Below are 25198 nucleotides of genomic sequence, written 5' to 3' on the forward strand. Positions count from 1 at the left end.
AGTTGCAATAAGTGTAAGAGGAACAACTAATTAAAAAATACTTAAAATGGATTACCGAGCCAAATACAAAATGAATTTGCACGGATTTACTTCACAATTATGCGAAGCGTCTTGTAAAAATTTAGTTGATCTTCTAACAAACAGTGACTACTGTATATGCATACAGCACACTACAGGCGAGGTTAATCATGCGCACTCAATCACTTAAACCTTATCAAGCTAATTATCATTCTCTTGTTACCAGCGATGCCGTGGAAAGAGTTGATGCACCATCAGATTGTGGTCTTATCAGTGAACTTGTGTACAGTGCAAACCAGCCTGCAGTAACCCAGTTATTGCTTCCTTTATTACAACAACTCGGTAAACAAGCTCGGTGGCTTTTATGGTTAACACCACAACAGAAATTGAGTCGTTTGTGGTTACAACAGTCCGGCCTACCCGCAAGTAAAGTCGTTCAAGTAAGACAAATCAGCCCATTATCGACTGTCGATGCGATGGAAAAAGCATTATTGACGGGAAATTACAGTGTCGTACTGGGTTGGTTACCTGAGTTATCAGATGATGATCGTGCTCGTTTACATTTAGCGGCAAAGCTAGGAAATACTTACGGGTTTGTTATGCATCCGCTAAATGACACAAAAACGGTTCAAGGACAGTGCGCAACGTTAAAAATTCATTCTTCTTTGTATCATTAAGTGAATTTAGGATTTATCCCATGAATTATTACAATTTTTAGCGCTTCCCACTATAAAACCATTATAAAGCGAGTCGGAATGCGGCTTTCAGCAGAAAATATCGAGGTTGAAAAGCCGTTTTTTACGGCTAAATCGTTAAAGAACATGCACTATTTCGCGTTTTTTTCAGGCAGATTATTACATCAGACTTGTAAGTTTCTCGCCACGTTGTAGACTTTACTTCGCTAAGGTTGCTCTAGAATGCCAAATCATACTGGCAACGTGATTAACGGGAGCGTTTAAACCTTAACGAAGAATTTTAACCAAGGGCTTGGCTTTTAAAAGCTCATTGCCTATTTGGATGATAACGAGGCGTAAAATGAAAAAGACAGCTATCGCATTAGCAGTGGCACTGGCAGGTTTCGCTACAGTAGCGCAAGCCGCACCGAAAGATAACACCTGGTACACCGGTGGTAAACTGGGCTGGTCTCAGTTCCAAGACACGGGTTCCATCATTAATAATGACGGCCCAACTCATAAAGACCAAGTCGGTGCTGGTGCGTTCTTGGGTTACCAAGCAAACCAATACCTGGGCTTTGAAATGGGTTACGACTGGCTTGGCCGTATGCCTTACAAAGGCGACACTAACAATGGCGCTTTCAAAGCACAAGGCGTTCAGTTAGCTGCTAAACTGAGCTACCCTGTAGCACAAGATCTGGACGTTTACACTCGTCTGGGTGGTCTGGTATGGCGTGCAGACGCTAGCGGTTATAACGCTGCTACCGATACACGCGCTACAGCGCACGACACTGGTGTTTCTCCACTGGTTGCTCTGGGTGCAGAATACGCTTGGACCAAAAACTGGGCAACCCGTATGGAATACCAATGGGTTAGCAACATCGGTGATAAAGCTACCGTTGGTGCTCGTCCAGACAACGGTCTGCTGAGTGTTGGTGTTTCTTACCGTTTCGGTCAGGATGATGTAGCAGCACCAGTAGTTGCTCCAGCTCCAGCGCCAGCGCCAGTTGTTGATACTAAGCGTTTCACGCTGAAATCTGACGTACTGTTCGCTTTCAACAAGTCAACGTTGAAACCAGAAGGCCAGCAAGCTCTGGACCAACTGTACGCACAGCTGAGCTCTATCGATCCTAAAGACGGTTCTGTTGTGGTTCTGGGCTTTGCTGACCGTATCGGTCAACCAGCTCCTAACTTAGCTTTGTCTCAGCGTCGTGCTGACAGCGTGCGTGATTACCTGGTTTCTAAAGGTATCCCTGCTGACAAAATCACCGCTCGCGGTGAAGGCCAAGCAAACCCAGTTACAGGCAACACTTGTGACAACGTGAAACCACGTGCTGCTCTGATCGAGTGCCTGGCACCAGATCGTCGCGTAGAGATCGAAGTTAAAGGCTACAAAGAAGTTGTAACTCAGCCACAGGCTTAAGTTTACTTCTTTCGTAAAAAACCCCGCATTGCGGGGTTTTTTTTATTCTCGCTGCAGTCTGATTATTTCTCTTTACCCAAAATATCCTGTAAGTCCTGCTTCAGCGATGACATCTGGTTAGCGTATTTCTCTTTACGCTCAGCATCTTCAATTAACTGAACAACTGTCTCCGAAAGCGTATTACCACGACGACGAGCGAGAGCAGCTAAGCGTTGCCAAACCAGAAATTCCAAGTCGATTGATTTTTTTCGAGTATGCTGATGCTCTGCGTTAAAATGCCGCTTGCGCCTGGCGCGGATAGTTTGCTTCATTCGCGTGGTGAGTCGCAGATTCATATGAGCATCAATCCACTCCAACACCTTCACTGGCTCACTTTCCAGCTTCATCAGTTGCTCCACAGCATCTGAGGCAGCACTGTTTTCGATGTGTCGGGTAATGGCCTCACCTTCGCGGTGTTTTTTGACCAAATATGCCCATTTCCAACCACTTTCTAGATTTTCCAGTTGTTGATATTTCATCGTGAGCTCTTTAGTGACGGCGTAACTTAAACCAAGCATAACAGCTTTAGGCAGAATTTCATCCTACTAAAAGCCCTTGAGTAGATTGTTTTTTGTACGGAACACTGCAGATATCTTACTCCTTATCACCAACCGCCACTCTACGTATATGCAGCCCGCTTTATTCTTGTATAATCGCCCTTTCCCTTTTTGACGATTGCATTTATCACTTTGACCAATAACCGACTCGAATGGCAGTCACTGCTGCCAAACACAACGCCATATGAAGCGTTATTTGCTACTGCCTCCCAATTGGAGCCTGTTTCTTTTGCCGCCATTCAACCTCGGTTAGAAAATGGCATGACACTCTTTTGTCATCCACAATCTCAACCGCGTTTTATGCTGCTCAAAGCACAAGAGAGCACGGAGTATCTGGCGTTAATTGCACAGGCAGTGAATGAGCTGCAACCTGAGGCTTCAGCCTTGTTTGGTGGCGACTATCTGATTCAAGACCACCAAGCTAGCTGGCAACCCGCTCTGCAGGGTAATGAGCGTTTCGCCGCTCAGTCACGCTGTCTCTATCAGGAATGGGTCGAGCCGGAACAACTGTTTGGTTGTGTTAGATGGCATAAAGATCAAATCAGCCTGCAACCTGGTTTAGTTCATCAAGCCAATGGTGGCGTATTGATCCTATCGGTACGGGCGTTGCAAGCTCAACCACTCATGTGGCTACGCCTGAAACAGATGATTGTTCAGCAGCGCTTCGATTGGTTATCACCCGATGAAACCCGCCCTCTGCCGCTACATATCCCTTCCATGCCGCTGGATTTGCGTCTGATTCTGGTTGGCGATCGTTTAGGTCTTGGCGACTTCCACGATATGGAGCCTGAGCTGGGTGAATTGGCTATTTATGGTGAGTTCGAAGTAGAACTTCCGTTGGTCGATATTGATGGCATGACCTTATGGTGCGGCTATGTCAATGCGCTGTTGCAACAAAAGCAATTGCCGCCATTAGCTGCAGACGCCTGGCCAGTTCTAGTACGTCAGGCTGTACGTTATAGCGGTGACCAAGGTAGCCTGCCACTGTGTCCTCAATGGCTAACCCACCAGCTAGCGGAAGCCGCGCTCTACGCTGAAGGGGATATCCTCACAGCCAATGCCTTAGAACTCGCCTTAAATGCTCGTGACTGGCGGCATAGCTATCTTGCTGAGCGGATGCAGGATGAAATCGAGCTTGGTCAAATCCTGGTTGAGACTGAAGGTCAAGTTATCGGCCAGATCAATGGTCTGTCCGTGCTGGAATACCCTGGTCATCCTTATGCCTTTGGCGAACCCGCCCGAATCAGCTGCGTTGTTCATTTAGGGGATGGCGAGTTTGTTGATGTTGAGCGTAAAGCTGAACTGGGCGGTAACCTTCATGCTAAAGGCATGATGATCATGCAAGCATTCCTCATTTCAGAGCTTGAACTAGATCAACCACTGCCTTTCTCTGCCTCCCTTGTTTTTGAGCAATCTTATGGCGAAGTGGATGGTGACAGTGCATCGCTCGCGGAGCTCTGTGTACTCATTAGTGCCCTCTCGCAGCAACCTATCAACCAGCAAATCGCGGTGACCGGTTCTGTTGACCAGTTTGGTAATGTACAGCCGATTGGTGGCGTTAATGAAAAGATTGAAGGTTTCTTCGAGACTTGTCAGCGCCGTGGGCTTACAGGCACACAAGGGGTGATTTTACCGTCAACCAATGTCCGTCATTTGTGCCTTAATCAGGCCGTGATTGACGCTGTGCAAGCGGGTCAATTCCATCTGTGGGCCGTTGATACCGTAGTTGAGGCATTACCACTATTAACCGGTGTGGTTTATGCTGATGAACAGCAACCTAGTCTTTTGGGTATTATTCAAGAGCGAATCTCGCAGGTAAATCCGCAGGACAGACATCGTTGGCCATGGCCATTACGTTGGCTGAACTGGTTCAACCACGGCTGATCGGACTTGCTCAGCGTACAGGTGTACGCTATTCTGCGCACTTCACTAAAATAAGGCTTACTGAGAACATGGTAGATAAACGCGAATCCTATACAAAAGAAGACCTTGAAGCTTCAGGCCGTGGCGAACTGTTTGGCGCTGGCGGGCCACCATTGCCAGCGGGCAATATGTTAATGATGGACCGTGTCGTCAAAATGACAGAAGACGGCGGCACCTATGGCAAAGGTTATGTGGAAGCGGAACTGGATATCAATCCGGATCTATGGTTCTTCGGTTGCCACTTTATCGGCGATCCCGTCATGCCTGGTTGTCTGGGCCTGGATGCCATGTGGCAACTAGTTGGCTTCTATCTTGGCTGGTTGGGCGGTGAAGGCAAAGGCCGTGCACTGGGTGTGGGTGAAGTTAAATTTACTGGTCAGGTCCTGCCTGATGCCAAAAAAGTGACCTACCGCATTAATTTTAAACGCATTATTATGCGTAAATTAATTATGGGTGTGGCAGACGGCGAAGTATTAGTTGATGGCAAAGTCATTTATACAGCCACTGATTTGAAAGTTGGCTTGTTCAAAGACACTAACGCTTTCTAATAGTGTATTTGCTGTCTATGTGCAGGGGCCATCCCCTGCACAGTAATAGTTATGGCTCATCAACGAAATGCCCTGTGGCATTTTTTTAACAGCAGTGACTACAATAAATGTAGTCGATTAATATTACGCCGATGAATCGTCGTACACGATGGTTTGTTGGAGCAACGCTTGAGAGATCAAGGTTTGTTAGAAAATGGCTTGTTAGGCCAAGGTTAGCGAAATCCACCGGATTAAAGTGAGCGAGATATGCAAAAAACCAGTCTTGACGCAATGCCCTGTCCCGTCGCCCGCTCGCTTGAAAGAGTGGGCGAATGGTGGAGCATCCTAATCATCCGTGATGCCTTTCAGGGATTAACGCGTTTTGATGAATTCCAGCAAAGTTTGCAACTCTCGCCGACTATTCTGACTCGGCGGTTAAAGTATCTAGTGGAAAGTGGCATCTTTGAGAAACGCCTCTACCACCCTCGCCCTGCCCGTTATGAATATTTATTGACCGAACGTGGTAACGATTTCTTTCCGGTGATTGCAACGCTGTTTCATTGGGGAAATCAACATTTTGCACCAGAGGGGCCTGCAGTGTTACTGGTCGATCGCCGCACGGGTACGGCTGTAGAACCTGTCTTGCTCGATAAGCGCACTGGACAACCTCTGCGTACGCAAGATGTCACTCTAACGGCAGGCTCCGTCAGGAGCGATATAATTAATCAACGACTGGCACTGATGCAAGGCAAGCAGTCTAAAGATGCCAAGCAGACCTCCCATATAATCGAGCCTCAAAAGGAAAAATGATGAATACGCGCCGTGTAGTGATTACAGGAATGGGTGTCGTTTCCCCATTAGGTTGTGGTATCGAAACTGTTTGGCAGCGCCTGTTAGCAGGACAATCCGGTATTCGTGTGTTGCCTGATGAGATTGTCGGTGATTTACCCGCCAAAATTGGCGGACAAGTCCCCACTATCGCAGCAGACACTGAAGCAGGCTTTGATCCAGATAAAGCGGTTGCGCCAAAAGATCAAAAGAAAATGGATCGTTTTATTGAATTTGCGATGGCCGCAGCGGATGAAGCCATTGCCCAGGCGGGCTGGCAAGCGGACGACGAAGAGAAGCAAGATCGAACCGCCACAGTCATTGGTTCCGGAATCGGTGGATTCCCTTCGATTGCCCATGCAGTGCGAACGACAGATAGCCGTGGGCCTAAACGTTTATCCCCTTTCACCGTACCTTCCTTTTTAGTGAATCTGGCCGCAGGCCATGTTTCGATTAAGCATCATTTCAAAGGCCCTATTGGCGCACCTGTCACCGCCTGCGCCGCAGGTGTGCAAGCGATTGGCGATGCAGTCCGATTGATTCGTAACAATGAGGCTGATGTGGCTTTATGCGGTGGCGCTGAAGCCGCCATTGATAAAGTCAGTCTGGCTGGCTTTGCCGCCGCTCGCGCCCTGTCAACAGGCTCGAATGATGCCCCGGAAAAAGCCTCTCGTCCATTCGATAGCGCACGCGATGGCTTTGTGATGGGTGAAGGTGCGGGTTTACTGATTATCGAGGCGTTGGAGCATGCTCTGGCGCGTGGTGCACAGCCGTTAGCGGAAATTGTTGGCTATGGCACCAGTGCGGATGCCTACCATATGACATCGGGTGCTGAAGACGGTGACGGCGCATACCGTGCAATGAAAATTGCTTTGCGCCAAGCAGGCATTACGCCCTCACAGGTTCAACATTTGAATGCACATGCAACCTCTACTCCAGTGGGCGATCTTGGCGAAATTAATGCGATTAAGCATTTGTTTGGTGAGGGTGACACATTAGCAGTGACTTCCACTAAGTCTGCTACAGGCCATTTACTGGGTGCTGCAGGCGGTTTGGAGACTATTTTTACTGTGCTGGCCTTACGTGATCAAATCGTACCGGCAACCTTGAATCTGGAAAATCCTGACCCTGCAGCCCAAGGGCTTAATATCGTGGCAGGTCAGGCGTTGCCTCATGAGATGACTTATGCCCTTTCGAATGGTTTTGGTTTTGGTGGTGTGAATGCCAGTATCTTGCTGAAACGTTGGGTAGATTAACTGATTCGGCTGAATGAACACAGCCAGCAACGCTGTAACTCCAAGTACGTATATCGCGTTTACCCAAGTAATTGGTGGTACAGCTAGGCGGCAAGTGAATGAATGTCGATGAGCTTACTCAGGTAAGTGATTCGGCTGAATGAACGTAGCCAACAACGCTGTAACTCCAAGTACGCAGGGTAAAACAACAACCTCCGCAATATGCGCATATCGCGGAGGTCATCCCTTCTTCTGACAGGGAGCCGCTTAAGCGGTCACAGCCCTGTCCTCCATGGCTTGTCGCCAACCTCCTAACCAATGTGATCTAGCGTCTAAAGCTTGATAGGGACAAATTTCCCTCGAACGCCCTGAAATACCTGCTTGATAACCACGTGACAACGCCCTTTCCAGGCGATCTCTTTTCTGTCTCTTCATGCCTCGTTTCCCTCATATTTCTGTCTGGTGGAAAGAAAACAGTGACCACTTTATGTACAGTCACATTTAAGTGATAGTCTTTAAGAAACAGAAAAGCAATGCGCAAAATTCACGCCAATGTCACATTTGTGAGCTATGCCCGCAGAATAGGCTAAGTGATTGATTTGAGGTGAATGACAGTAACGAATTGATAGTTAAGGATAATCCCCTTTCATGGCAACAGGAGTGACGACCAGTGAAAGGGAATTAGACTTTTTTAGCACAATATATTATTTATCCCCCTTTGAAGGGATAAATGGTCCCCCTTATTTAGCGGAGGTGCGTTGCAATTGAGCGGCAATCGTGGCGGCTTCTTGCTGCCAGCCCGTCGCTAAAGTACGGATGAGGGCATCATAGCCATCTTCACTTTGTTTAAGCTCCAAATCGAATGGCTGCTTAATCAGTTGCCCCTGATGCTTCAGTATCCACACACCGCGAATGATGGCACGGCCGTCATAGCGACCATGGAACCCAGTCACGGTAACATTGAGAACATCCTGATCACTGTCTAGTGGTTGAGAAGAAACCAGCCAGCCCGGTAACGCATGGCTAAGGTTGGTCACTAAGGTTTGCTGTAACTGCTGATCCAACGGGCTAGCCCATAAATTGTTGGTTGCAATGACATACTGAACATCGTTGGTTTGATAGACCACTCCCGCCGCAGCCAGATAATCGGCCACCCCAACATGCTCAATCCACAATTGTCTTGAGGCGATGCTGCTACTGGCAGTCGCCGGCGCGCTGAGCGCCGGTAACTGATAATAGGTTTTGTTGGGTTCGCTGCTGCAAGCACTGAGTAACAATGCCGCGATAACTGCCATCCATTTCATCATTTTTTGGCCTTCTTAGGCTGAGGGTCCTGACTTCCTGCCGCTTCAAATACCAGCGCGTTACTCTTCTCATTCAACGTCCGCAATATCGGCTGTAACTCGCGCAAGACCTGATCTAACCGTTGCATATCACCGACCATTTTATTGTAGGCTGGTGAACCAGGTTGGAAGCCTTTCATACTGCGATTCAGCTCGTTCAAGGTTTTTTGCAGATCTTGTGGTAGATCTTTCATTGCCGGACTGGCGGTAATGGCCGTCAATGACTCCAGCGTTTTCTGAGTTTCACGCATCGTTTTCTGGCTTTCGACCAGCGTTTTCGTGACCTCATTCACCATCGGATCCAATGGCAGATTATTAATTTTATCCAGCGTTTGCATCACTTTCTGCTGAATTTGCGCCAATCCACCACTAACGGTTGGCAGCAATGGGTAACCCGCCACTTCCAACGGCCCTTTCCATGGTTTGGCATCTGGATAGAAATCCAGATCGATAAATAGAGCACCGGTTAACAAGTTGCCCGATTTTAGAGACGCGCGTAACCCGCGCTCTTTAGCCGTTTTCAGTACCTGTTCAAAGTTCGCATCTGGACCCAAATCATTACGGAAGCGGCCCGGTTCAATACGAATGAGGACAGGAATACGGAAATCATTATCCACGCGCTGTCTCATCCCTTCCGTGAAGAACGGAACATCACCGACAGTACCGACACGGATACCACGGAATTCGACCGGCGCACCTGACTGCAAACCACGGACCGAGTCGGAGAAGAACAGCAGGAAATCTTCATGTTCGGTATACAGCGAATTTTGAATACTGCTGCGGTTATCAAACAATTTGAATTCTGGCTTATCCGTTGTAATCGGGTTACCCAATTCAACACCATCCGGCACGTCAAAACTGACGCCACCACTGAACAACGTCGCCAGCGATGCCATTTCGACTCGCATGCCTTGCGAAGAGAGATCAACAGCAACGCCACTGTCTTTCCAGAAGCGGACGTTAGTCGTGACCAAACTGTCATATGGTGCGCCAATGAATAGCTGATAACGCATCAGGCGGGATTTCGCATCGAAGGTACTGGTTTCAACTGAACCGACGCGATAACCACGGAACAACACCGGATCGCCAGCACTTAACTGCCCTGCTTGCTCACTATCAAGAGTGATACGTAGCCCTTTGGCATCAGGTGAAGCCAACGGCGGGGAGTCAAGCAATGTAAACTCGTTTAATGCCTTACCTTTGCTACCCGGCTGTAACTCAATGTAGGCACCAGAAAGCAGCGTACCCAGGCCAGACACCCCTTCACGACCAATCTGCGGCTTCACAACCCAGAACACTGTGTCGCTGTGCAATAACGTTTCCATGCCTGAGTTCAAGCGCGCCTGCACGATAACGTGGTTAAGGTCTGGGCTCAGGGTAACCTGCTCGACAATACCGACATCCACACTGCGGCTCTTTATTTTTGTTTTACCGGCCTCAATACCTTCAGCATTCAACGTGGTCATGACCACCTGAGGCCCTTGATGGCTAAAATGATAAAACAGTATCCATGCACCAATCAGCGCGGTGACAATTGGGATGATCCACACAGGGGACCAACGCTTAATTTTTTCAATTTCCGCCACATTCTGGCTGGGATTATTTTCCGTCACCTTGCGGCTCCTTTTGGGTTGTTTCACTTATCCGATCCCAGGTTAAACGCGGATCGAACGTTAATGCAGCAAACATGGTCAGGATCACTACCATTGCGAACAGTAGCGCCCCAATCGCCGGGTAAATACTCATCAATTGCCCGATACGGACCAATGACGAGAGCACCGCAATAACAAAGACGTCAATCATTGACCAACGGCCAACAAACTCGACGATTTCATAAATAAAATGCATTCGTTCAGTATCACTTTTTCCCTTGCCTTTCGCATCCCAGCAAAGCCAACCGATCGCCAACATTTTTAACGATGGCACCATGATACTGGCAATAAAAATCACCATAGCCACTGGGTAGGAGCCTTCACTCCACAAGAAAATCACCCCAGCCATAATGGTGGAATTCATCTGATTCCCCAAGCTTTCAGTAATCATGATGGGGAGTAGATTGGCTGGGATATACAGCATGATAGAGGTGACAAGTAATGCCATGGTCCACTGCAAACTATTGCGGCGACGGACATAACCATAGGTATGGCAACGTGGGCATTGCACCTGAGATTGCGGCAAAATTGCCGTACAGCAGGAACACGAACGTAAGCCTTGGCGTAGCCCTGTCCGGCCCGAAATTAATGGATGCGGTAACGCAGGTGCGGGGGCAATATCCTGCCACATCCAATGGCGGTCGACACATTGGAATGCGCGCACTTGCAATACGCAGAAAATACAATAAGGGATAAAACTGCTACCGATGCCGATTTCACCGTAGGCCATCAGTTTGACAAAACTCACCAGTACACCGGCGAGGAAAATCTCAACCATGCACCAGGTTTTGCATTGGAATAATACTTTTGCTAGCAATGCTTTCCAACGAGTCGGCATTCGTACTCGCAAGCAAAGCAGGATGATAGCGACCATACAGAAAGCGGGTATCAACTGAACCAGCACCATAAATAACGTGGCCATACTGGCATAGTTATCAGCCACCATCACTTTAGGGATTTGGATCAGGGTAATTTCACTGGTGATCCCCGCGACGCGCATTTTGACGAAGGGGAACATGTTCGCCAGCAACAGCATAAATAATGCACTTAATGCGTAACCGACTGGGCGTTTACGTGGTTCATCCCACCGCGCAGTCAGTGTCGTCTTACAGCGCGGACATACCGCTTTGGTGCCATAAGGCAGGGAGGGTAAATCCACTGACATATCGCATTGCCGGCACAAGATCACATTCCCTGTCTGACCGGGTTGCTCGCCGTGCTCAGGCTGAATAGTAGAACACAAGATTTCATTCCTTACGGCTATACATGCCCTTCATCATTGAAGGGCATAGCTGAACACTGTTCTATCGAGAAACCTAATATAACAATAGACACAATATCATTATAGAGTGGTCTATTACGTTATCTGATAGCGCAGTGATTAAACGTTTCTAACCGTTTTTCTGAGCTTCCAGCTCTTCCCAACGGCCAAACGCAACTTCTAACGCCTGTTCTGTATCGGCTAGTGCTTTCAAGACCTGTTGGGTCTCTTCATGCGGACGGGAGAAGAAATCTGAGTGGCTGACCTGAACCTGTAACTCGCTGATATCATTTTCCAATTTTTCTAGCTGTTGCGGTAACTGATCTAACTCGCGCTGCAAGTTATAGCTCAATTTACCTGGCTTTTTAGCCGCTGGCGCATTGCTTTTTACCGCAGCGGTCGCTTTAGGTTCTTCAACTTTAGCCGCCACCTGACGGATAGGTTTTGCTTCAGCACGCTGCTGGTGAGCATCGTAATAGCCCCCCACGAAGCTATTGATTTGGCCATTACCTTCAAAAATCCAGCACTCAGTGACCGAGTTATCAACGAATTGACGGTCATGGCTAACCAGCAAGACGGTGCCCTGATAGCTATCGACCATCTCTTCCAACAGTTCCAATGTTTCCACATCTAAGTCGTTGGTCGGTTCATCGAGGATCAGCAAGTTGCTTGGCTTTAGGAATAACTTTGCCAATAACAGGCGGTTACGTTCACCACCTGACAGCGCTTTAACCGGTGTCATGGCACGTTTTGGGTGGAACAGGAAGTCTTGCAGATAACCCAATACGTGGCGTGAACGACCATTCACCATCACTTCTTGCTTACCTTCAGCCAAGTTATCCATTACCGTGCGTTCTGGATCAAGCTCAGCACGATGCTGGTCAAAATAAGCCACTTCCAGTTTTGTCCCACAATGCACTTTGCCACTGTCTGCTTTAAGCTGACCGAGCATCAGTTTCAGCAACGTGGTTTTACCGCAGCCGTTAGGACCAACCAGTGCAATTTTATCGCCACGCTGAACCTGCGCGGTGAAATCTTTCACCAGCACTTTGTCATCAATCTGATAATTGACGTTTTCCAGATCGAAGACGATTTTGCCCGAGCGCACAGTCTCTTCCACTTGCATCTTGGCCGTACCCATCACTTCACGGCGCTGTGAACGCTCCATCCGCAATGCTTTTAAGGCGCGAACACGGCCCTCATTACGGGTGCGCCGTGCTTTGATACCTTGGCGAATCCATACTTCTTCTTGCGCCAATTTACGGTCGAACTCAGCGTTTTGCAGCTCTTCAACCCGTAGCGCTTCTTCCTTGCTAGCAAGATACAGCTCATAGTTACCCGGCCATGACACCAATTTGCCGCGATCAAGATCGACGATACGCGTCGCCATCGCACGGATAAAGGAACGGTCATGGGAGATAAACACGATGCTGCCTTGGAATTCTTTCAGGAAGCCTTCAAGCCAGTTGATGGTTTCGATATCTAAGTGGTTCGTCGGTTCATCCAACAGCAGCACTCTTGGTGAGCTTACCAAGGCACGACCTAATGCCGCTTTACGTAACCAACCACCCGACAGTGATGACAGTTCGGCATCTGCCGATAGCCCTAACTGTAGCAATACCTCTTGAATGCGGCTATCTAACTGCCATAGGCCTTGGTGATCAAGGATTTCCTGTAGCGCAGCTAAACGATTCAGATTCTTCTCGCTCGGGTCAAGCTCTACATCATGTAGCGTGGCATGATAAGCCTTCAAATGTTCAGCTTGTTCCTGCACACCTTCAGCCACAAAATCAAACACGGTTCCGGCCACATTACGCGGTGGATCTTGTTGCAGGCGTGCGACAATCAGATCCTGCTCATAAATGATACGCCCATCATCCAGCGGAACTTCTTTATTTAGGATTTTTAGTAATGTGGATTTACCCGCGCCATTACGACCCACCAGACAAACACGTTCGTTTGCCTCAATATGCAATTCAGTATTATCTAATAAAGGGGCATCGCTGAAGGACAGCCAAGCACCGGACATGCTAATTAACGACATAGTTTTTACTTTTCCTCGCGGCGGTGAGTCACCAGCCAGCAGTTGTGAATTTGACGATTACGGGCAAAATCTTCAGATTGCGTTTGAGCGGTAATTTCTTTCGCTTCCAACCCCAACGCGGCTATCCCGGCCAAATCCATCTGGAAACCACGCTTATTGTTCGAGAACATAATTGTTCCCTGACGACGCAGTAACCGTTTCAATTCTTTCATCAGCACTAAATGATCGCGCTGAACATCAAAGGTGGTCTCCATTCGCTTGGAGTTAGAGAACGTCGGTGGATCAATAAAGATCACATCGAATTGCTCATCGGTATTACTAAGCCAAGAGAGGCAATCGGCTTGAATCAAACGATGCTGCTGGCCGGTTAAGCCATTTACCCGTAAATTCTTCTCGGCCCACTCTAAATAAGTGCGCGACATATCCACCGTGGTGGTGCTACGTGCGCCGCCCAATCCTGCATGCACACTTGCTGTGCCGGTGTAGGCAAATAGATTCAGGAAATCTTTACCTTGGCTCATTTTGCCTAGCATCTGACGCGCGATGCGATGATCAAGGAACAGACCTGTATCAAGGTAATCGGTCAGGTTAACCCATAGCTTGGCGTTATACTCACTCACCAACAGGAATTCACCTTTTTGCGCCAATTTCTCGTATTGGTTTTTACCCTTTTGCCGTTCACGGGTTTTTAGCACCAGCTGATTTGAAGGTAAATTTAATACCGCAAGCGTGGCATTGATGACATCAAACAGGCGCTGACGAGCTTTTTGTGCATCAATCGTTTTAGGTGGCGCATATTCTTGCACCACGACTTTGCTACCATAACGATCGACCGCCACGTTGTAATCGGGTAAATCGGCATCATACAAACGGTAGCATTCGATACCCTGCTGTTTAGCCCACTTATCCAATTTTTTCACGTTCTTACGCAGGCGATTGGCATAATCTTCTGCCACTTGTACGCCACTGGCCCCTTGCGGATTCGCGGTTAACTGATAGTTTTTCTGTACGCAATCTAACGGGCCATTTTTAGCTTTAAACTCGCGATCTGCACGTAATTGCAAACAGCTCAGCAGTTCTGGCGAAGCGCTGAACAACGATAAGCGCCAACCACCAAATGATGTTTTCATGATACGACCCAGCATATTATGCAGTGCGATCAATGCCGGTTCGCTGTCCAAACGTTCGCCGTATGGCGGGTTACTGATGACGGTTCCCACTGGCCCTTCTGGCAATGGATTCACCAATTTACTGACATCATTAGCATTGAAACTGATCAGCTCTGAGACGCCAGCCCTTCGGGCGTTAGCACGAGCCATCTCAATCACTCGACGATCAATGTCTGAACCAAAGAAGCGTGAGGTCGTCTCCTGCAAGCCAGTGCGAGCACGGACTTGCGCTTCGGTAGTCAATTCACGCCAGAGATCTTCGTTAAACGCACTCCAAGCCGTGAAGCCCCAATGTGAACGATGCAGGCCCGGCGCACGATCAGAAGCCATCATAGCCGCTTCAATCAGCAAGGTACCTGAACCACACATCGGATCGACCATCGGTGTACCCAACTGCCAACCAGAACGTTGAATGATTGCCGCGGCCAAGTTTTCTTTCAACGGAGCCTGACCGGTTAAATCACGGTAGCCACGCTGATGCAGGCCTTCGCCACTGAGATCGAGTGCTACACTGGCCATATCACGTTGCAAGAATACATTGACGCGAATATCCGGCTGTTGCTTAGCCACCGTTGGACGCTGCTCTAACTTACGGGTGAAGCTATCCACAATGGCATCTTTGACTTTCAACGCACCGTACTGACTATTGCGTATCTCTTCATTTACACCGCTAAAGTGCACAGCAAAGGTTTTATCCACACCAAAGATTGACGGCCAGTCAATCGCCTGTACGCCGAGATACAGGTCCAAGTCGCTGTATACCTTGAATTCATTGAGTGGCAACAGGATGCGCGAAGCCAACCGGCTCCACAGCAAGCTTTGGTACATGAGTCGATCGTCGCCCTGAAAATGTACCCCACCCTGTACTACTTTACAGTCGAGGGCTCCCAGCGCTTCGAGTTCGCTTTTTAACAGTTCTTCCAGTCCACGCGCCGTGCTGGCAAACAGAGAGTTCATATCGCACTATCACCAAAAAGAAAATTGTTGCGCATTATAGCTAATCCCAGCGGCTTGTCATAAAGTTGCTCCTTCTTAATTTTATACTCGCACGGAGGCTATGGTGATTACCCTCTCCCGACTCTACGTTCATCCGGTAAAATCCATGCGCGGCTTGCAGCTTTCTCATGCACAAGTCAGCAGCAGCGGACTGGCCTTTGACCGTGTATTTATGATTACTGAGCCTGATGGCACTTTTATGACGGCGCGCCAGAACCCCAAAATGGTGATGTTCACACCGGCCCTGATGTCAGACGGTTTATATCTCACTGCCCCCGATGGCGAGAGTGCCAGTATCCGCTTTAATGATTTCTTAGCCAATGCTGAACCCACTGAAGTTTGGGGGAATCATTTTACTGCGCTGATTGCGCCACCCACTATCAATAGCTGGCTAAGTGGATATTTTCAACGCGAAGTCCAATTGCGCTGGCTTGGCCCAGAATTAACTCGCCGAGTAAAACCTCTGCCAGAGATCCCACTTTCTTTTGCTGATGGCTTCCCTTATCTGTTGATCAATGAAGCCTCATTTAAAGCATTGCAGCAACGCTGCCCTAGTAGCATCAAACTTGAACAATTTCGTCCAAATCTCGTGGTGACGGGTGCAGATGCTTTTGCTGAGGACAGTTGGAAAGTTATCCGTGTCGGCGATATTACCTTTGATTTAGTGAAACCCTGTAGCCGTTGTGTATTAACCACAGTGAGCATTGAGCGTGGACGCAAGCATCCAAGCGGTGAACCATTACGGACATTGCAGACATTCCGAACGGCTGAGAATGGTGATATTGATTTTGGTCAGAATATGGTGGCCAGAAACAGCGGTATTATTCGCGTCGGCGATGAAGTCGAAATTCTATCAACCAAACCACCACGTCCCTATAGCGAAGGCATTGTCGTAGAGAGCCTCGCGGCGCCGGAAGATAAATCAAAAGTCGTCTCTATTGAATACAATGGCATTCGGTTTAATGGCAATAATCAGCAGGTATTATTGGAGCAGTTGGAACAGCAAAATATTCGTATTCCCTATTCATGTCGTGCAGGGATATGTGGCTGTTGTCGAATTACGTTAGTCGATGGCGATGTCGCACCGTTAAAACAAAGTGCTATTGGCAATGATGGGACGATTCTTTGTTGCAGCTGCATCCCCAAAGGGAACATAACCCTTAGCGGTAAATAAGAATATTCTGTTGAACTGACTTAAGTCAGCAATGCGGATCAATATTTGTTGCTAACATTGCAATAGCTTCAAATAAGAAAGGGATTAAACCGCTCTATCCAGATCAAAGGCTGGGGCGGTGTAAACCTCTTCAATGACTAACGGCAATAAGCGGTCATTCATGATCTTTATTGCATCACCCAGCATTAGCTGCCGCCCTGCTAACGTCACCTGAGATTGGGCTAATAAACATAAGCTGGCGCTGTCACCCGACTCAACGACTAACAAACGTACATCCTCACCACTATCTAATACTTTTACTGCGGCTAACTCAGCATTTTGCGGCGTAAGTGATTTCGGCTGCTGAGCAAAATACCAACTTTTAGGCATTAACGGTTTTAAGAAACGAAATGCAACCAGTGCGTTTAAAACTAATTCTGAACGTTGCTCATGGCTGAGTTTTATTTGGCGGCATTGATCTTCAAATTCAAAATAAAGCGCGGCATCGTCAACACAAAATGCAGATTCGTCAAAGGCGTCAGGCGTTAGCATTTTAGACGGGAAACGCGAGCGAAATATCATACCATTAGCTAAATCCAACATCAGTCGGTCGTGTTCGGTATCAAAATACCAACGCCATTTATCGTCTGGTTTAATCCGCATATTCTTTCCTTCCCGCCATGCTGCCAACTTCATTGACTCAATATTTGAGTATTCACCCATCAAAAGGGATTAAATTCATATAAGGCTTTCGCTGTAGATTTAATCTATCGGAGTAAAATATAGACGAGCCGGAGGAATAAATAAACCCCCCGGCAAGTAATGAGCTTAAATAATTAGATATGAGTAACGATATTCTTAATCAAACCTGGTCCACGGAAGATGAATCCGGAATAAATTTGAATCAAAGAAGCACCAGCGGCCATTTTTTCTCGCGCAGCGGTGACTGAATCAATTCCACCAACACCAATAATTGGCAAACGCCCTTGCAGCTCTTGCGATAAACGGCGAATCACTTCAGTGCTGCGTAGTTGTAATGGTCGGCCACTTAATCCACCCGCTTGTTCGCAATAATTTAATCCTTGAATTAGAGAACGGTCGAGTGTTGTATTAGTGGCAATAACACCATCTATATTATGGCGAACTAAACTGTCGGCTATTTGGATCAATTCATCTTCAGTAAGATCCGGTGCGATCTTTACGGCAACCGGAACGTACTTATGATGTCTTTGCTGTAATTCAGTTTGCTTATTTTTAATTGCCGCTAACAAATCATCTAATGCTTCACCATACTGTAAAGATCGCAACCCCGGTGTATTAGGTGAAGAAATATTAATCGCAATATATCCAGCGTATGGATATATTTTATCCATACAAATCAAGTAATCGTCTTTACCTTGTTCAACTGGCGTATCTTTATTCTTACCAATATTAATCCCTAAAATACCGCCAAAATGGGATTTTTTAACGTTCTCAATTAAGTTATCAACGCCGTGATTATTAAACCCCATCCGATTGATCAAACCTTCAGCTTCAACGATCCTAAATAGCCTTGGTTTGTCATTACCTGACTGTGGCCGTGGTGTCACCGTGCCAACTTCGATAAAGCCAAAGCCCATCGCACCGAGAGCATCAATGCACTCACCATCTTTATCCAGACCGGCAGCTAAGCCAACTGGGTTTTTGAATGATAAGCCCATGCAACTGACCGGTTTAGTGGGTACTGACTGGCGTACTAAAAACTCAAGTGGAGTACCAGTAACACGTTTTAACTGGCGAAACGTGAACTCATGAGCACGTTCTGGATCAAGCTGAAAGAGTGCTTTTTTGACGAGAGGATAGTACATGTGATCTCCTGAGCGACCGGTGACAAACCGTTAGCGGGTATTAATTCTGTCGTTCTACAGCCAGTGACGTTCAATTTATGTGGTGACACATATTCACGGTGGTTAGCTGACCGGCTGCCAACATGTGGATAGATGCGGGAATGGTAAATTCATCTTTCAGGAAAGTAAACGTTTGCTAAGTAAAGCCGCGCAAAGAATAGCAAGTCACACTTGCTTGATAACAAAGTGTTAATTATTTGCAAGTAAGAAGAGACAAAGACACAAAAAGAGCATTTCTGCCCTCTCAGATAACTGATAAGACACCTAGCGCGGAGAGGACAAGCAGATCGTAAAGACGCCGTAAAATCATCCCTGATGGCTCGAGCCGCGCCATCCTTGGCGCGGACGCTTTACTCTTCTGCCTGTCCTCACCGTTCCAGATTGAGTTATCGGTGTTTGTTTGCAACCTGAGCGGGCATTTCTGCCCTCTCAGATAGCTAAATGGCATTAAATACTATGCCGCCAACGCCTTGGTAATTTTCTCGAACAAATCACCGGATAAGTTTTCCAGCGTTTTTAATTGTTCCAGTGCTTGTCGCATCAGCGCCTGACGTTCTGCATCATAGCGTTTTAAGCGAATTAAAGGTTCAATCAACCGCGCAGCAACCTGCGGATTGCGGGTATTCAAGTCACTGAGAATCTCGACTAGGAATTGATAACCGCTACCATCAATTGCATGGAATGCTGCTGGGTTACCAGAAGCAAAGCTACCCACCAGAGAACGAGTCCGATTTGGGTTGCTTAGGCTAAATGCTGGATGCTTAAGCAAAGCGCGTACCTGTGTTAATACATCCGCTGCAGGACTGGTAGCTTGTAGTGCAAACCATTTATCCATCACTAAGCCATCATGATTCCAGCGTACATCAAAGGCGGCTAATAGCTCATCGCGACAAGGTAGCTGTGCCGCCACTGCTGCCGCCATTGCAGCCAATGAATCCGTCATATTATCGGCTTGATGGTATTGTGAAGACACAAGCTTGTTAGCAAAATCTTCATCACCAAAGGCCAGATAACTCAAGCAAGTATTACGCAATGCCCGCTTGGCAATATCACCATGCTCAATCCGATACTCCGGCGTTAGATTCGCGACATAAACAGCCAATAGCTCACCTGATAGTTCTTGGGCCAGACAGCGTGTAATCGCTTCATGTACTGCACTGATGGCCTGTGGATCAATCGTCGTAAAGAGTTCTGCTATTTCATTTTCTGACGGTAACGTCAGGATCTGTGCTGCTAAAGCGGGATCGAGGTTCTCATCAAGTAATATTGCGCGGAAGGCATCCGCCACGTGAGTCGGTAAACTCAATGGCTGCTTCTGCTGATATTTGGCAACGTTAAGCTTGATATAGGTGGCTAACAGACTTTGCGCCGCATCCCAACGAGAAAACTCATTACGCGCATGCTGCATCAGGAACGTCAGTTGCTGATCGCTGTAAGTGTAATCCAACTTAACTGGCGCGGAGAATTCACGCAGTAGGGATGGGATTGGCGTATGTGCTACGTTATCAAAGGTGAAGGTCTGCTCAGCTTCAGTCACATTCAGTACGTGATGAACCGGTAACCCATTTCTCTGTAACGCAATCACGTTGCCTTTGCTGTCATACAGCTCAATATCCAGTGGGATATGCAATGGCAGTTTTTCAGGTTGATCTGCCGTTGGTAATGTTTTTTGGCTAACGTGTAAATGGTATTGCTGTTTTTCCGCATCATAATCATCACGCACCGTCAGTATCGGGGTACCTGATTGGCTATACCAACGACGGAACAAGGATAGATCGACATTAGAAGCATCTTCCATCGCCTGTACAAAATCATCACAAGTGGCTGCACTGCCATCATGGCGCTCAAAATAGAGCTGCATGCCAGCTTGGAACTGTTGTTCGCCCAGCAAGGTATGCATCATGCGAATCACTTCTGAACCTTTTTCATATACCGTTAGGGTATAGAAGTTATTCATCTCGATGACTTTATCTGGGCGAATAGCATGGGCCATTGGACTTGCGTCTTCTGCGAATTGCGCTGCACGCATGACTCGCACATTTTCGATACGGTTAACTGAACGCGAACCTAAATCAGAACTGAACTCTTGATCACGGAAAACGGTTAACCCTTCTTTCAAGCTTAATTGGAACCAATCACGACAAGTAACGCGGTTACCGGTCCAGTTGTGGAAATATTCATGACCAATTACCGCTTCAATGTTCAGATAATCTTTATCTGTAGCAGTTTCTGCTTTTGCGAGCACATATTTTGAGTTGAAGACATTCAACCCTTTATTCTCCATAGCGCCCATATTGAAGAAATCCACCGCGACGATCATATAGATGTCGAGATCGTATTCCAGACCGAAACGAGTCTCATCCCATCTCATTGAGTTCTTCAACGAGGTCATTGCCCAGTCGGCCCGGTCTAAATTACCCCGGTCAACAAAAAGCTCCAACGCCACTTCACGGCCCGAGCGCGTGATAAATGTATCGCGCAAAACATCAAAATCACCGGCAACCAAGGCGAATAAGTAGCAAGGTTTTGGGAATGGGTCTTCCCATTTAACCCAATGGCGGCCATCGTCTAATTCACCCTGCCCGACACGGTTACCGTTGGAGAGCAAATAAGGATAGCGAGATTTGTCGGCAACGATACGAGTGGTAAAACGGGCCAGCACATCAGGGCGGTCTAAATAATAAGTAATATGGCGGAAACCTTCGGCTTCACACTGGGTACACAATGCCTCACCGGAAAGATAAAGCCCCTCAAGCGCACTGTTTGTGGCGGGGTGAATATCATTCACGATTGTCAGTGTGAAATGTGCGGGTAATTGCTCAATAACTAGCGAATTATCCTGTAGATGATAATGAGGCCATGGTTGCCCATCAACGCTGATACTGATTAATGTGAGGTCTTCACCATTTAGAACCAACGGAGTGACATCGGTTGCCTGACGCTTTACCTTGCTGACCGCCGTTACCGTCGTTTTTTGCGCATCCAGTACGAAGTCCAGATCAATGTCGGTAATGGTGTAATCCGGCGCACGATAGTCGTGACGATATTTAACTTGCGGCTGTTGTGACATAGAAACCCTTTTGACGTCATCTGTGAATATGATTATCCGGTCTGCCTTATATGGCTAAATGAGCTTAAGAACATGGCTGCTAGTGGCTTTGCCCAAGACTAAGATAGCTTTTCAATGTATCACAATTGAAATAAAAACCTAGTTGGGGACCCGTAGCAATGGCGGCAATTCGGCATTAATGTTGGTTTTTTCGAGATGGTTCGCAAACCAATGGCACGTTTGCATTTGTTTAGCCATAAAACCGTTTTTCTCCTTTATTAAGGACCTAAACTTCTCGCCTTTATTGCCCTAGGTGGTTATCTCTGGCATTCCTCTATAAAACAAACTTGCAAATGTTTTCATCAACCCACCTGAATCGATATTAAAGGCACGTTTAAGCCTAGACCTTGGATTAGAATTTATGGTGTGATGAGACTTCAATAACAGAATAATATCGGTATACTCCCGTGGCTTTATCGTTTATGCCGACGCTATCGTTTATACCAACTATGAAAATGCTGCTACGAGGATGCTGTATAGCGCCATGACTCAAGACGCCACACCGATTTTGACTTCATTGCTTGATACCGATGCATATAAACTTCATATGCAGCAGGCGGTGTTCCATCGCTATCGCTCTATTTCTGTTGCCGCAGAGTTCCGCTGCCGCGGTGATGAGCTGCTGGGAGAATATGCCGGTGAAATTCGCCAGCAAATAGCATTAATGAGCCAATTGGCGCTAACTGATGATGAGTACTCCTACCTCTCAAGCCTGCCCTTTTTTCAAGCAGATTATCTCCATTGGTTACGCACTTTTCGCTTTAACCCTGAACAAGTCACTGTCTTGAATAACAACGGTAAGCTAGAGATCCGTATAGCGGGTTTATGGTGTGAAACTATCTTATGGGAAGTCCCTCTTCTCGCGGTCATCAGCGAAGTCGTCCATCGCCACCGTTCTGTGCATGTATCTACCGCCCAAGCTATTGAGCAACTGCGCCGCAAACTACAACAATTTAAAACGCTCAGTGCTGATATTGATATTTCTCAGTTCAAGTTAATGGATTTCGGCACCCGTCGCCGTTTTTCACGCGAGATACAACATGCCATCGTGGGCAGCTTAAAAAATGAGTTCCCGTATCTTGTCGGAACCAGTAACTATGATTTAGCCCGTAAATTGGCATTAACCCCGGTGGGGACTCAGGCACATGAATGGTTCCAGGCACATCAACAAATAAGCCCTGTTTTAGCAAACAGCCAGCGTGTTGCACTGCAAGTTTGGTTAGATGAATACCCCGATCAACTTGGGGTAGCATTGACCGACTGTATTACCATGGATGCCTTCTTACGCGATTTTGATGAAACATTTGCTCATCGCTATCAGGGATTGCGCCATGACTCTGGTGACCCAGTCGAGTGGGGTGAAAAAGCCATTGCACATTACGAGACTCTGGGCATTGACCCTCTGACCAAGACATTGGTTTTCTCCGATAATCTAGATTTGGAAAAAGCGTTATCACTCTATCGCCATTTCTACCAGCGCATCCAATTGGTTTTTGGCATTGGCACACGCTTAACCTGTGATATTCCCGGTGTAAATCCATTGAATATTGTTATCAAGCTGGTTGAATGCAACAACAAACCAGTGGCTAAGCTGTCTGATAGCCCCGGTAAAACCATTTGCCACGATCCCGCGTTTGTCGATGAGTTACGTGAAGCCTTTGCCCTGCCGCTAGTTAAGAAAGCTAGCTAGCATTTGTGCCACCTCTTATTCACCATAAGCAATTCATCATAAGCATAGAAATGTTGCACTAAACTGGTGATTTCTACTTGTGTCCTGCACTGTCGCAAGTAACATAGCAACATCCCCATTTTCTTGGGTTGTTAACTATTTCTATATCAAAACTATTAAAGAGAGAAATCTATGAGCGTAGTGCCTGTAGTCGACGTACTGCAAGGCCGTGCTGCGGTTGACAGTGAAGTCACCGTACGCGGTTGGGTACGTACCCGGAGAGATTCAAAAGCGGGTATCTCCTTCGTTGCTGTTTATGACGGTTCCTGCTTTGACCCGTTACAGGCCGTCGTGAATAATTCTTTGCCAAATTATCAGGATGAAGTGTTGCATCTGACCACTGGCTGTTCAGTTGAAATCACTGGGACCGTCGTGGCATCACCTGGTGAAGGCCAAAGTTTTGAAATCCAAGCTACGGCTATCAAAGTCGTCGGTTGGGTGGATGATCCTGATACCTACCCGATGGCGGCCAAGCGTCACAGCATCGAATATTTACGTGAAGTCGCCCACTTGCGCCCACGCACGAATCTGATTGGCGCGGTTGCCCGTGTTCGCCATACCTTGGCACAAGCCATTCACCGTTTCTTCGATGAAAACGGTTATTTCTGGGTTTCTACGCCGCTTATCACTGCATCAGATACCGAAGGTGCCGGTGAAATGTTCCGTGTCTCGACGTTAGATCTGGAAAACCTGCCACGTACCGATACCGGTGCTATCGATTTCAGCGAGGATTTCTTCGGTAAAGAAGCATTCCTGACAGTATCTGGCCAGTTAAACGGTGAAACCTACGCGAGTGCGTTGTCAAAAGTTTACACCTTCGGCCCCACTTTCCGTGCTGAGAACTCTAATACGAGCCGTCATTTGGCGGAGTTCTGGATGGTAGAACCAGAAGTTGCATTCGCTTCATTGGATGATGTCGCTGGTTTGGCTGAGAAAATGTTGAAATATGTTTTCCAAGCGGTACTGAACGAACGCGCTGATGACATGAAATTCTTCGCAGAACGTGTCGATAAAGATGCCATGGAGCGCTTGCAGCGTTTTGTGACTTCTGACTTCGCTCAGGTTAATTACACTGACGCTATTGAGATCTTACAGGCATCAGGCCAGAAGTTTGAAAATGACGTGTCTTGGGGCATCGATTTATCTTCTGAGCATGAGCGTTATTTGGCAGAGAAACACTTTAAAGCACCGGTCGTGGTTAAAAACTACCCGAAAGACATTAAAGCTTTCTATATGCGTATGAACGATGATGGCAAAACTGTTGCGGCGATGGATGTGTTGGCGCCAGGCATTGGTGAAATCATCGGTGGTTCACAGCGTGAAGAGCGTTTAGATGTGTTGGATGCGCGTCTGGAAGAAATGGGCCTCAATAAAGAAGATTATTGGTGGTATCGTGATCTGCGTCGCTACGGCACTGTACCACATTCAGGGTTTGGGCTAGGATTTGAGCGTTTGATCTCCTATGTAACAGGGGTTCAAAACGTTCGGGATGTTATTCCGTTCCCACGGACACCGAGAAACGCCAGCTTCTAAGTTCGTCATTTAGAAAAAGTTAGTGCAGTTGTATAAATAAAAGCCAGCTCTGCTGGCTTTTGTCATTTTTTAAAGTTCGATCTAAGTCACAAAGTTCCC

The 25198-nt window shown here is 47.3% G+C and carries 19 protein-coding genes; 9 read left to right on the plus strand and 10 right to left on the minus strand.

Annotated features, from left to right (window positions below; translation table 11 throughout):
• Window positions 1–188 precede the first annotated feature (188 nt).
• Both sulA and ompA read left to right on the plus strand, forming a co-directional pair.
• Window positions 189–695: an SOS-induced cell division inhibitor SulA gene (gene sulA, locus DA391_RS14200; RefSeq protein WP_108087898.1), complete on the plus strand. Its 507-nt coding sequence runs from the start codon at window positions 189–191 to the stop codon at window positions 693–695.
• 358 nt (window positions 696–1053) lie between these two features.
• Complete coding sequence (gene ompA, locus DA391_RS14205) at window positions 1054–2115, plus strand: porin OmpA (RefSeq protein WP_050081464.1); 1062 nt, start codon at window positions 1054–1056, stop codon at window positions 2113–2115.
• Between the two features lie 62 nt (window positions 2116–2177).
• Here ompA and matP read toward each other — a convergent pair whose 3' ends face one another.
• On the minus strand, window positions 2178–2633 hold the full coding sequence (matP, locus tag DA391_RS14210; RefSeq protein ID WP_108087899.1) for a macrodomain Ter protein MatP: 456 nt from the start codon (window positions 2631–2633) through the stop codon (window positions 2178–2180).
• Between the two features lie 210 nt (window positions 2634–2843).
• On the opposite strand from matP, the gene DA391_RS14215 reads away from it, so the two are divergent.
• The 4 genes from DA391_RS14215 to fabF all read left to right on the plus strand — a co-directional run bounded on the left by DA391_RS14215 (window position 2844) and on the right by fabF (window position 7245).
• Complete coding sequence (locus DA391_RS14215; protein ID WP_050873445.1) at window positions 2844–4595, plus strand: AAA family ATPase; 1752 nt, start codon at window positions 2844–2846, stop codon at window positions 4593–4595.
• 68 nt (window positions 4596–4663) lie between these two features.
• The gene (gene fabA, locus DA391_RS14220; RefSeq protein ID WP_005160035.1) at window positions 4664–5182 is read left to right on the plus strand and encodes a bifunctional 3-hydroxydecanoyl-ACP dehydratase/trans-2-decenoyl-ACP isomerase; all 519 of its coding nucleotides are present in this window, start codon (window positions 4664–4666) and stop codon (window positions 5180–5182) included.
• Between the two features lie 246 nt (window positions 5183–5428).
• Window positions 5429–5971 carry a winged helix-turn-helix transcriptional regulator gene (locus DA391_RS14225; protein WP_050081463.1) on the plus strand — a complete coding sequence of 181 codons (543 nt, stop codon included), beginning with the start codon at window positions 5429–5431 and terminating at the stop codon, window positions 5969–5971.
• Window positions 5971–7245 carry a beta-ketoacyl-ACP synthase II gene (gene fabF / locus DA391_RS14230; RefSeq protein ID WP_050081462.1) on the plus strand — a complete coding sequence of 425 codons (1275 nt, stop codon included), beginning with the start codon at window positions 5971–5973 and terminating at the stop codon, window positions 7243–7245. Before DA391_RS14225 ends, fabF begins: the two co-directional genes overlap by 1 nt.
• Window positions 7246–7491: 246 nt before the next feature.
• Here the strand turns inward: fabF and rmf are convergent, their stop codons facing one another.
• From rmf to rlmKL, 6 genes are all read right to left on the minus strand, one after another.
• A complete protein-coding gene (gene rmf, locus DA391_RS14235) occupies window positions 7492–7659 on the minus strand; it encodes a ribosome modulation factor (RefSeq protein WP_005170911.1) in 168 nt (55 codons plus the stop codon).
• Window positions 7660–7964: 305 nt separating this feature from the next.
• Entirely contained in the window at window positions 7965–8531 is a 567-nt protein-coding gene (gene pqiC / locus DA391_RS14240; RefSeq protein ID WP_050081461.1) for a membrane integrity-associated transporter subunit PqiC, read from the minus strand.
• The gene (gene pqiB, locus DA391_RS14245) at window positions 8528–10180 is read right to left on the minus strand and encodes an intermembrane transport protein PqiB (RefSeq protein WP_019209533.1); all 1653 of its coding nucleotides are present in this window, start codon (window positions 10178–10180) and stop codon (window positions 8528–8530) included. Before pqiB ends, pqiC begins: the two co-directional genes overlap by 4 nt.
• Window positions 10167–11384, minus strand: coding sequence for a membrane integrity-associated transporter subunit PqiA (pqiA, locus tag DA391_RS14250; protein ID WP_019209532.1), 1218 nt, complete (start codon window positions 11382–11384; stop codon window positions 10167–10169). The genes pqiB and pqiA overlap by 14 nt, the downstream gene beginning before the upstream one ends.
• A 226-nt stretch (window positions 11385–11610) precedes the next feature.
• Window positions 11611–13524 carry an ABC transporter ATP-binding protein gene (locus DA391_RS14255; protein ID WP_050873310.1) on the minus strand — a complete coding sequence of 638 codons (1914 nt, stop codon included), beginning with the start codon at window positions 13522–13524 and terminating at the stop codon, window positions 11611–11613.
• Window positions 13525–13529: 5 nt separating this feature from the next.
• The gene (rlmKL, locus tag DA391_RS14260) at window positions 13530–15650 is read right to left on the minus strand and encodes a bifunctional 23S rRNA (guanine(2069)-N(7))-methyltransferase RlmK/23S rRNA (guanine(2445)-N(2))-methyltransferase RlmL (RefSeq protein ID WP_050081459.1); all 2121 of its coding nucleotides are present in this window, start codon (window positions 15648–15650) and stop codon (window positions 13530–13532) included.
• A 100-nt stretch (window positions 15651–15750) separates the two neighbouring features.
• Here rlmKL and DA391_RS14265 point away from each other — a divergent pair, with 100 nt between their 5' ends.
• The gene (locus DA391_RS14265) at window positions 15751–16863 is read left to right on the plus strand and encodes a YcbX family protein (protein WP_108087900.1); all 1113 of its coding nucleotides are present in this window, start codon (window positions 15751–15753) and stop codon (window positions 16861–16863) included.
• Between the two features lie 84 nt (window positions 16864–16947).
• On the opposite strand, the gene DA391_RS14270 is transcribed toward DA391_RS14265, so the two are convergent.
• The 3 genes from DA391_RS14270 to pepN form a co-directional block, all read right to left on the minus strand.
• Window positions 16948–17505 carry a cell division protein ZapC gene (locus DA391_RS14270; protein ID WP_019209528.1) on the minus strand — a complete coding sequence of 186 codons (558 nt, stop codon included), beginning with the start codon at window positions 17503–17505 and terminating at the stop codon, window positions 16948–16950.
• A 173-nt stretch (window positions 17506–17678) separates the two neighbouring features.
• Window positions 17679–18689 carry a quinone-dependent dihydroorotate dehydrogenase gene (gene pyrD / locus DA391_RS14275; RefSeq protein WP_050081458.1) on the minus strand — a complete coding sequence of 337 codons (1011 nt, stop codon included), beginning with the start codon at window positions 18687–18689 and terminating at the stop codon, window positions 17679–17681.
• A gap of 493 nt (window positions 18690–19182) precedes the next feature.
• A complete protein-coding gene (gene pepN / locus DA391_RS14280) occupies window positions 19183–21798 on the minus strand; it encodes an aminopeptidase N (protein ID WP_050081457.1) in 2616 nt (871 codons plus the stop codon).
• A 523-nt stretch (window positions 21799–22321) separates the two neighbouring features.
• On the opposite strand from pepN, the gene pncB reads away from it, so the two are divergent.
• Window positions 22322–23527, plus strand: a complete 1206-nt coding sequence (gene pncB, locus DA391_RS14285) for a nicotinate phosphoribosyltransferase (RefSeq protein ID WP_050081456.1) — start codon at window positions 22322–22324, stop codon at window positions 23525–23527.
• 171 nt (window positions 23528–23698) lie between these two features.
• The gene (asnS, locus tag DA391_RS14290) at window positions 23699–25099 is read left to right on the plus strand and encodes an asparagine--tRNA ligase (RefSeq protein WP_050286069.1); all 1401 of its coding nucleotides are present in this window, start codon (window positions 23699–23701) and stop codon (window positions 25097–25099) included.
• Window positions 25100–25198: the final 99 nt, after the last annotated feature.

This window comes from Yersinia massiliensis (assembly GCF_003048255.1).
Taxonomy (GTDB): Bacteria; Pseudomonadota; Gammaproteobacteria; order Enterobacterales; family Enterobacteriaceae; genus Yersinia; species Yersinia massiliensis_A.

Coding starts and splice junctions, on each gene's coding strand:
- sulA (WP_108087898.1), top strand. CDS start 189: ATGCGCACTCAATCACTTAAACCTTATCAAGCTAATTATCATTCTCTT.
- ompA (WP_050081464.1), top strand. CDS start 1,054: ATGAAAAAGACAGCTATCGCATTAGCAGTGGCACTGGCAGGTTTCGCT.
- matP (WP_108087899.1), bottom strand. CDS start 2,633: ATGAAATATCAACAACTGGAAAATCTAGAAAGTGGTTGGAAATGGGCA.
- fabA (WP_005160035.1), top strand. CDS start 4,664: ATGGTAGATAAACGCGAATCCTATACAAAAGAAGACCTTGAAGCTTCA.
- DA391_RS14225 (WP_050081463.1), top strand. CDS start 5,429: ATGCAAAAAACCAGTCTTGACGCAATGCCCTGTCCCGTCGCCCGCTCG.
- fabF (WP_050081462.1), top strand. CDS start 5,971: ATGAATACGCGCCGTGTAGTGATTACAGGAATGGGTGTCGTTTCCCCA.
- rmf (WP_005170911.1), bottom strand. CDS start 7,659: ATGAAGAGACAGAAAAGAGATCGCCTGGAAAGGGCGTTGTCACGTGGT.
- pqiC (WP_050081461.1), bottom strand. CDS start 8,531: ATGATGAAATGGATGGCAGTTATCGCGGCATTGTTACTCAGTGCTTGC.
- pqiA (WP_019209532.1), bottom strand. CDS start 11,384: ATGTCAGTGGATTTACCCTCCCTGCCTTATGGCACCAAAGCGGTATGT.
- DA391_RS14255 (WP_050873310.1), bottom strand. CDS start 13,524: ATGTCGTTAATTAGCATGTCCGGTGCTTGGCTGTCCTTCAGCGATGCC.
- rlmKL (WP_050081459.1), bottom strand. CDS start 15,650: ATGAACTCTCTGTTTGCCAGCACGGCGCGTGGACTGGAAGAACTGTTA.
- DA391_RS14265 (WP_108087900.1), top strand. CDS start 15,751: ATGGTGATTACCCTCTCCCGACTCTACGTTCATCCGGTAAAATCCATG.
- DA391_RS14270 (WP_019209528.1), bottom strand. CDS start 17,505: ATGCGGATTAAACCAGACGATAAATGGCGTTGGTATTTTGATACCGAA.
- pyrD (WP_050081458.1), bottom strand. CDS start 18,689: ATGTACTATCCTCTCGTCAAAAAAGCACTCTTTCAGCTTGATCCAGAA.
- pepN (WP_050081457.1), bottom strand. CDS start 21,798: ATGTCACAACAGCCGCAAGTTAAATATCGTCACGACTATCGTGCGCCG.
- pncB (WP_050081456.1), top strand. CDS start 22,322: ATGACTCAAGACGCCACACCGATTTTGACTTCATTGCTTGATACCGAT.
- asnS (WP_050286069.1), top strand. CDS start 23,699: ATGAGCGTAGTGCCTGTAGTCGACGTACTGCAAGGCCGTGCTGCGGTT.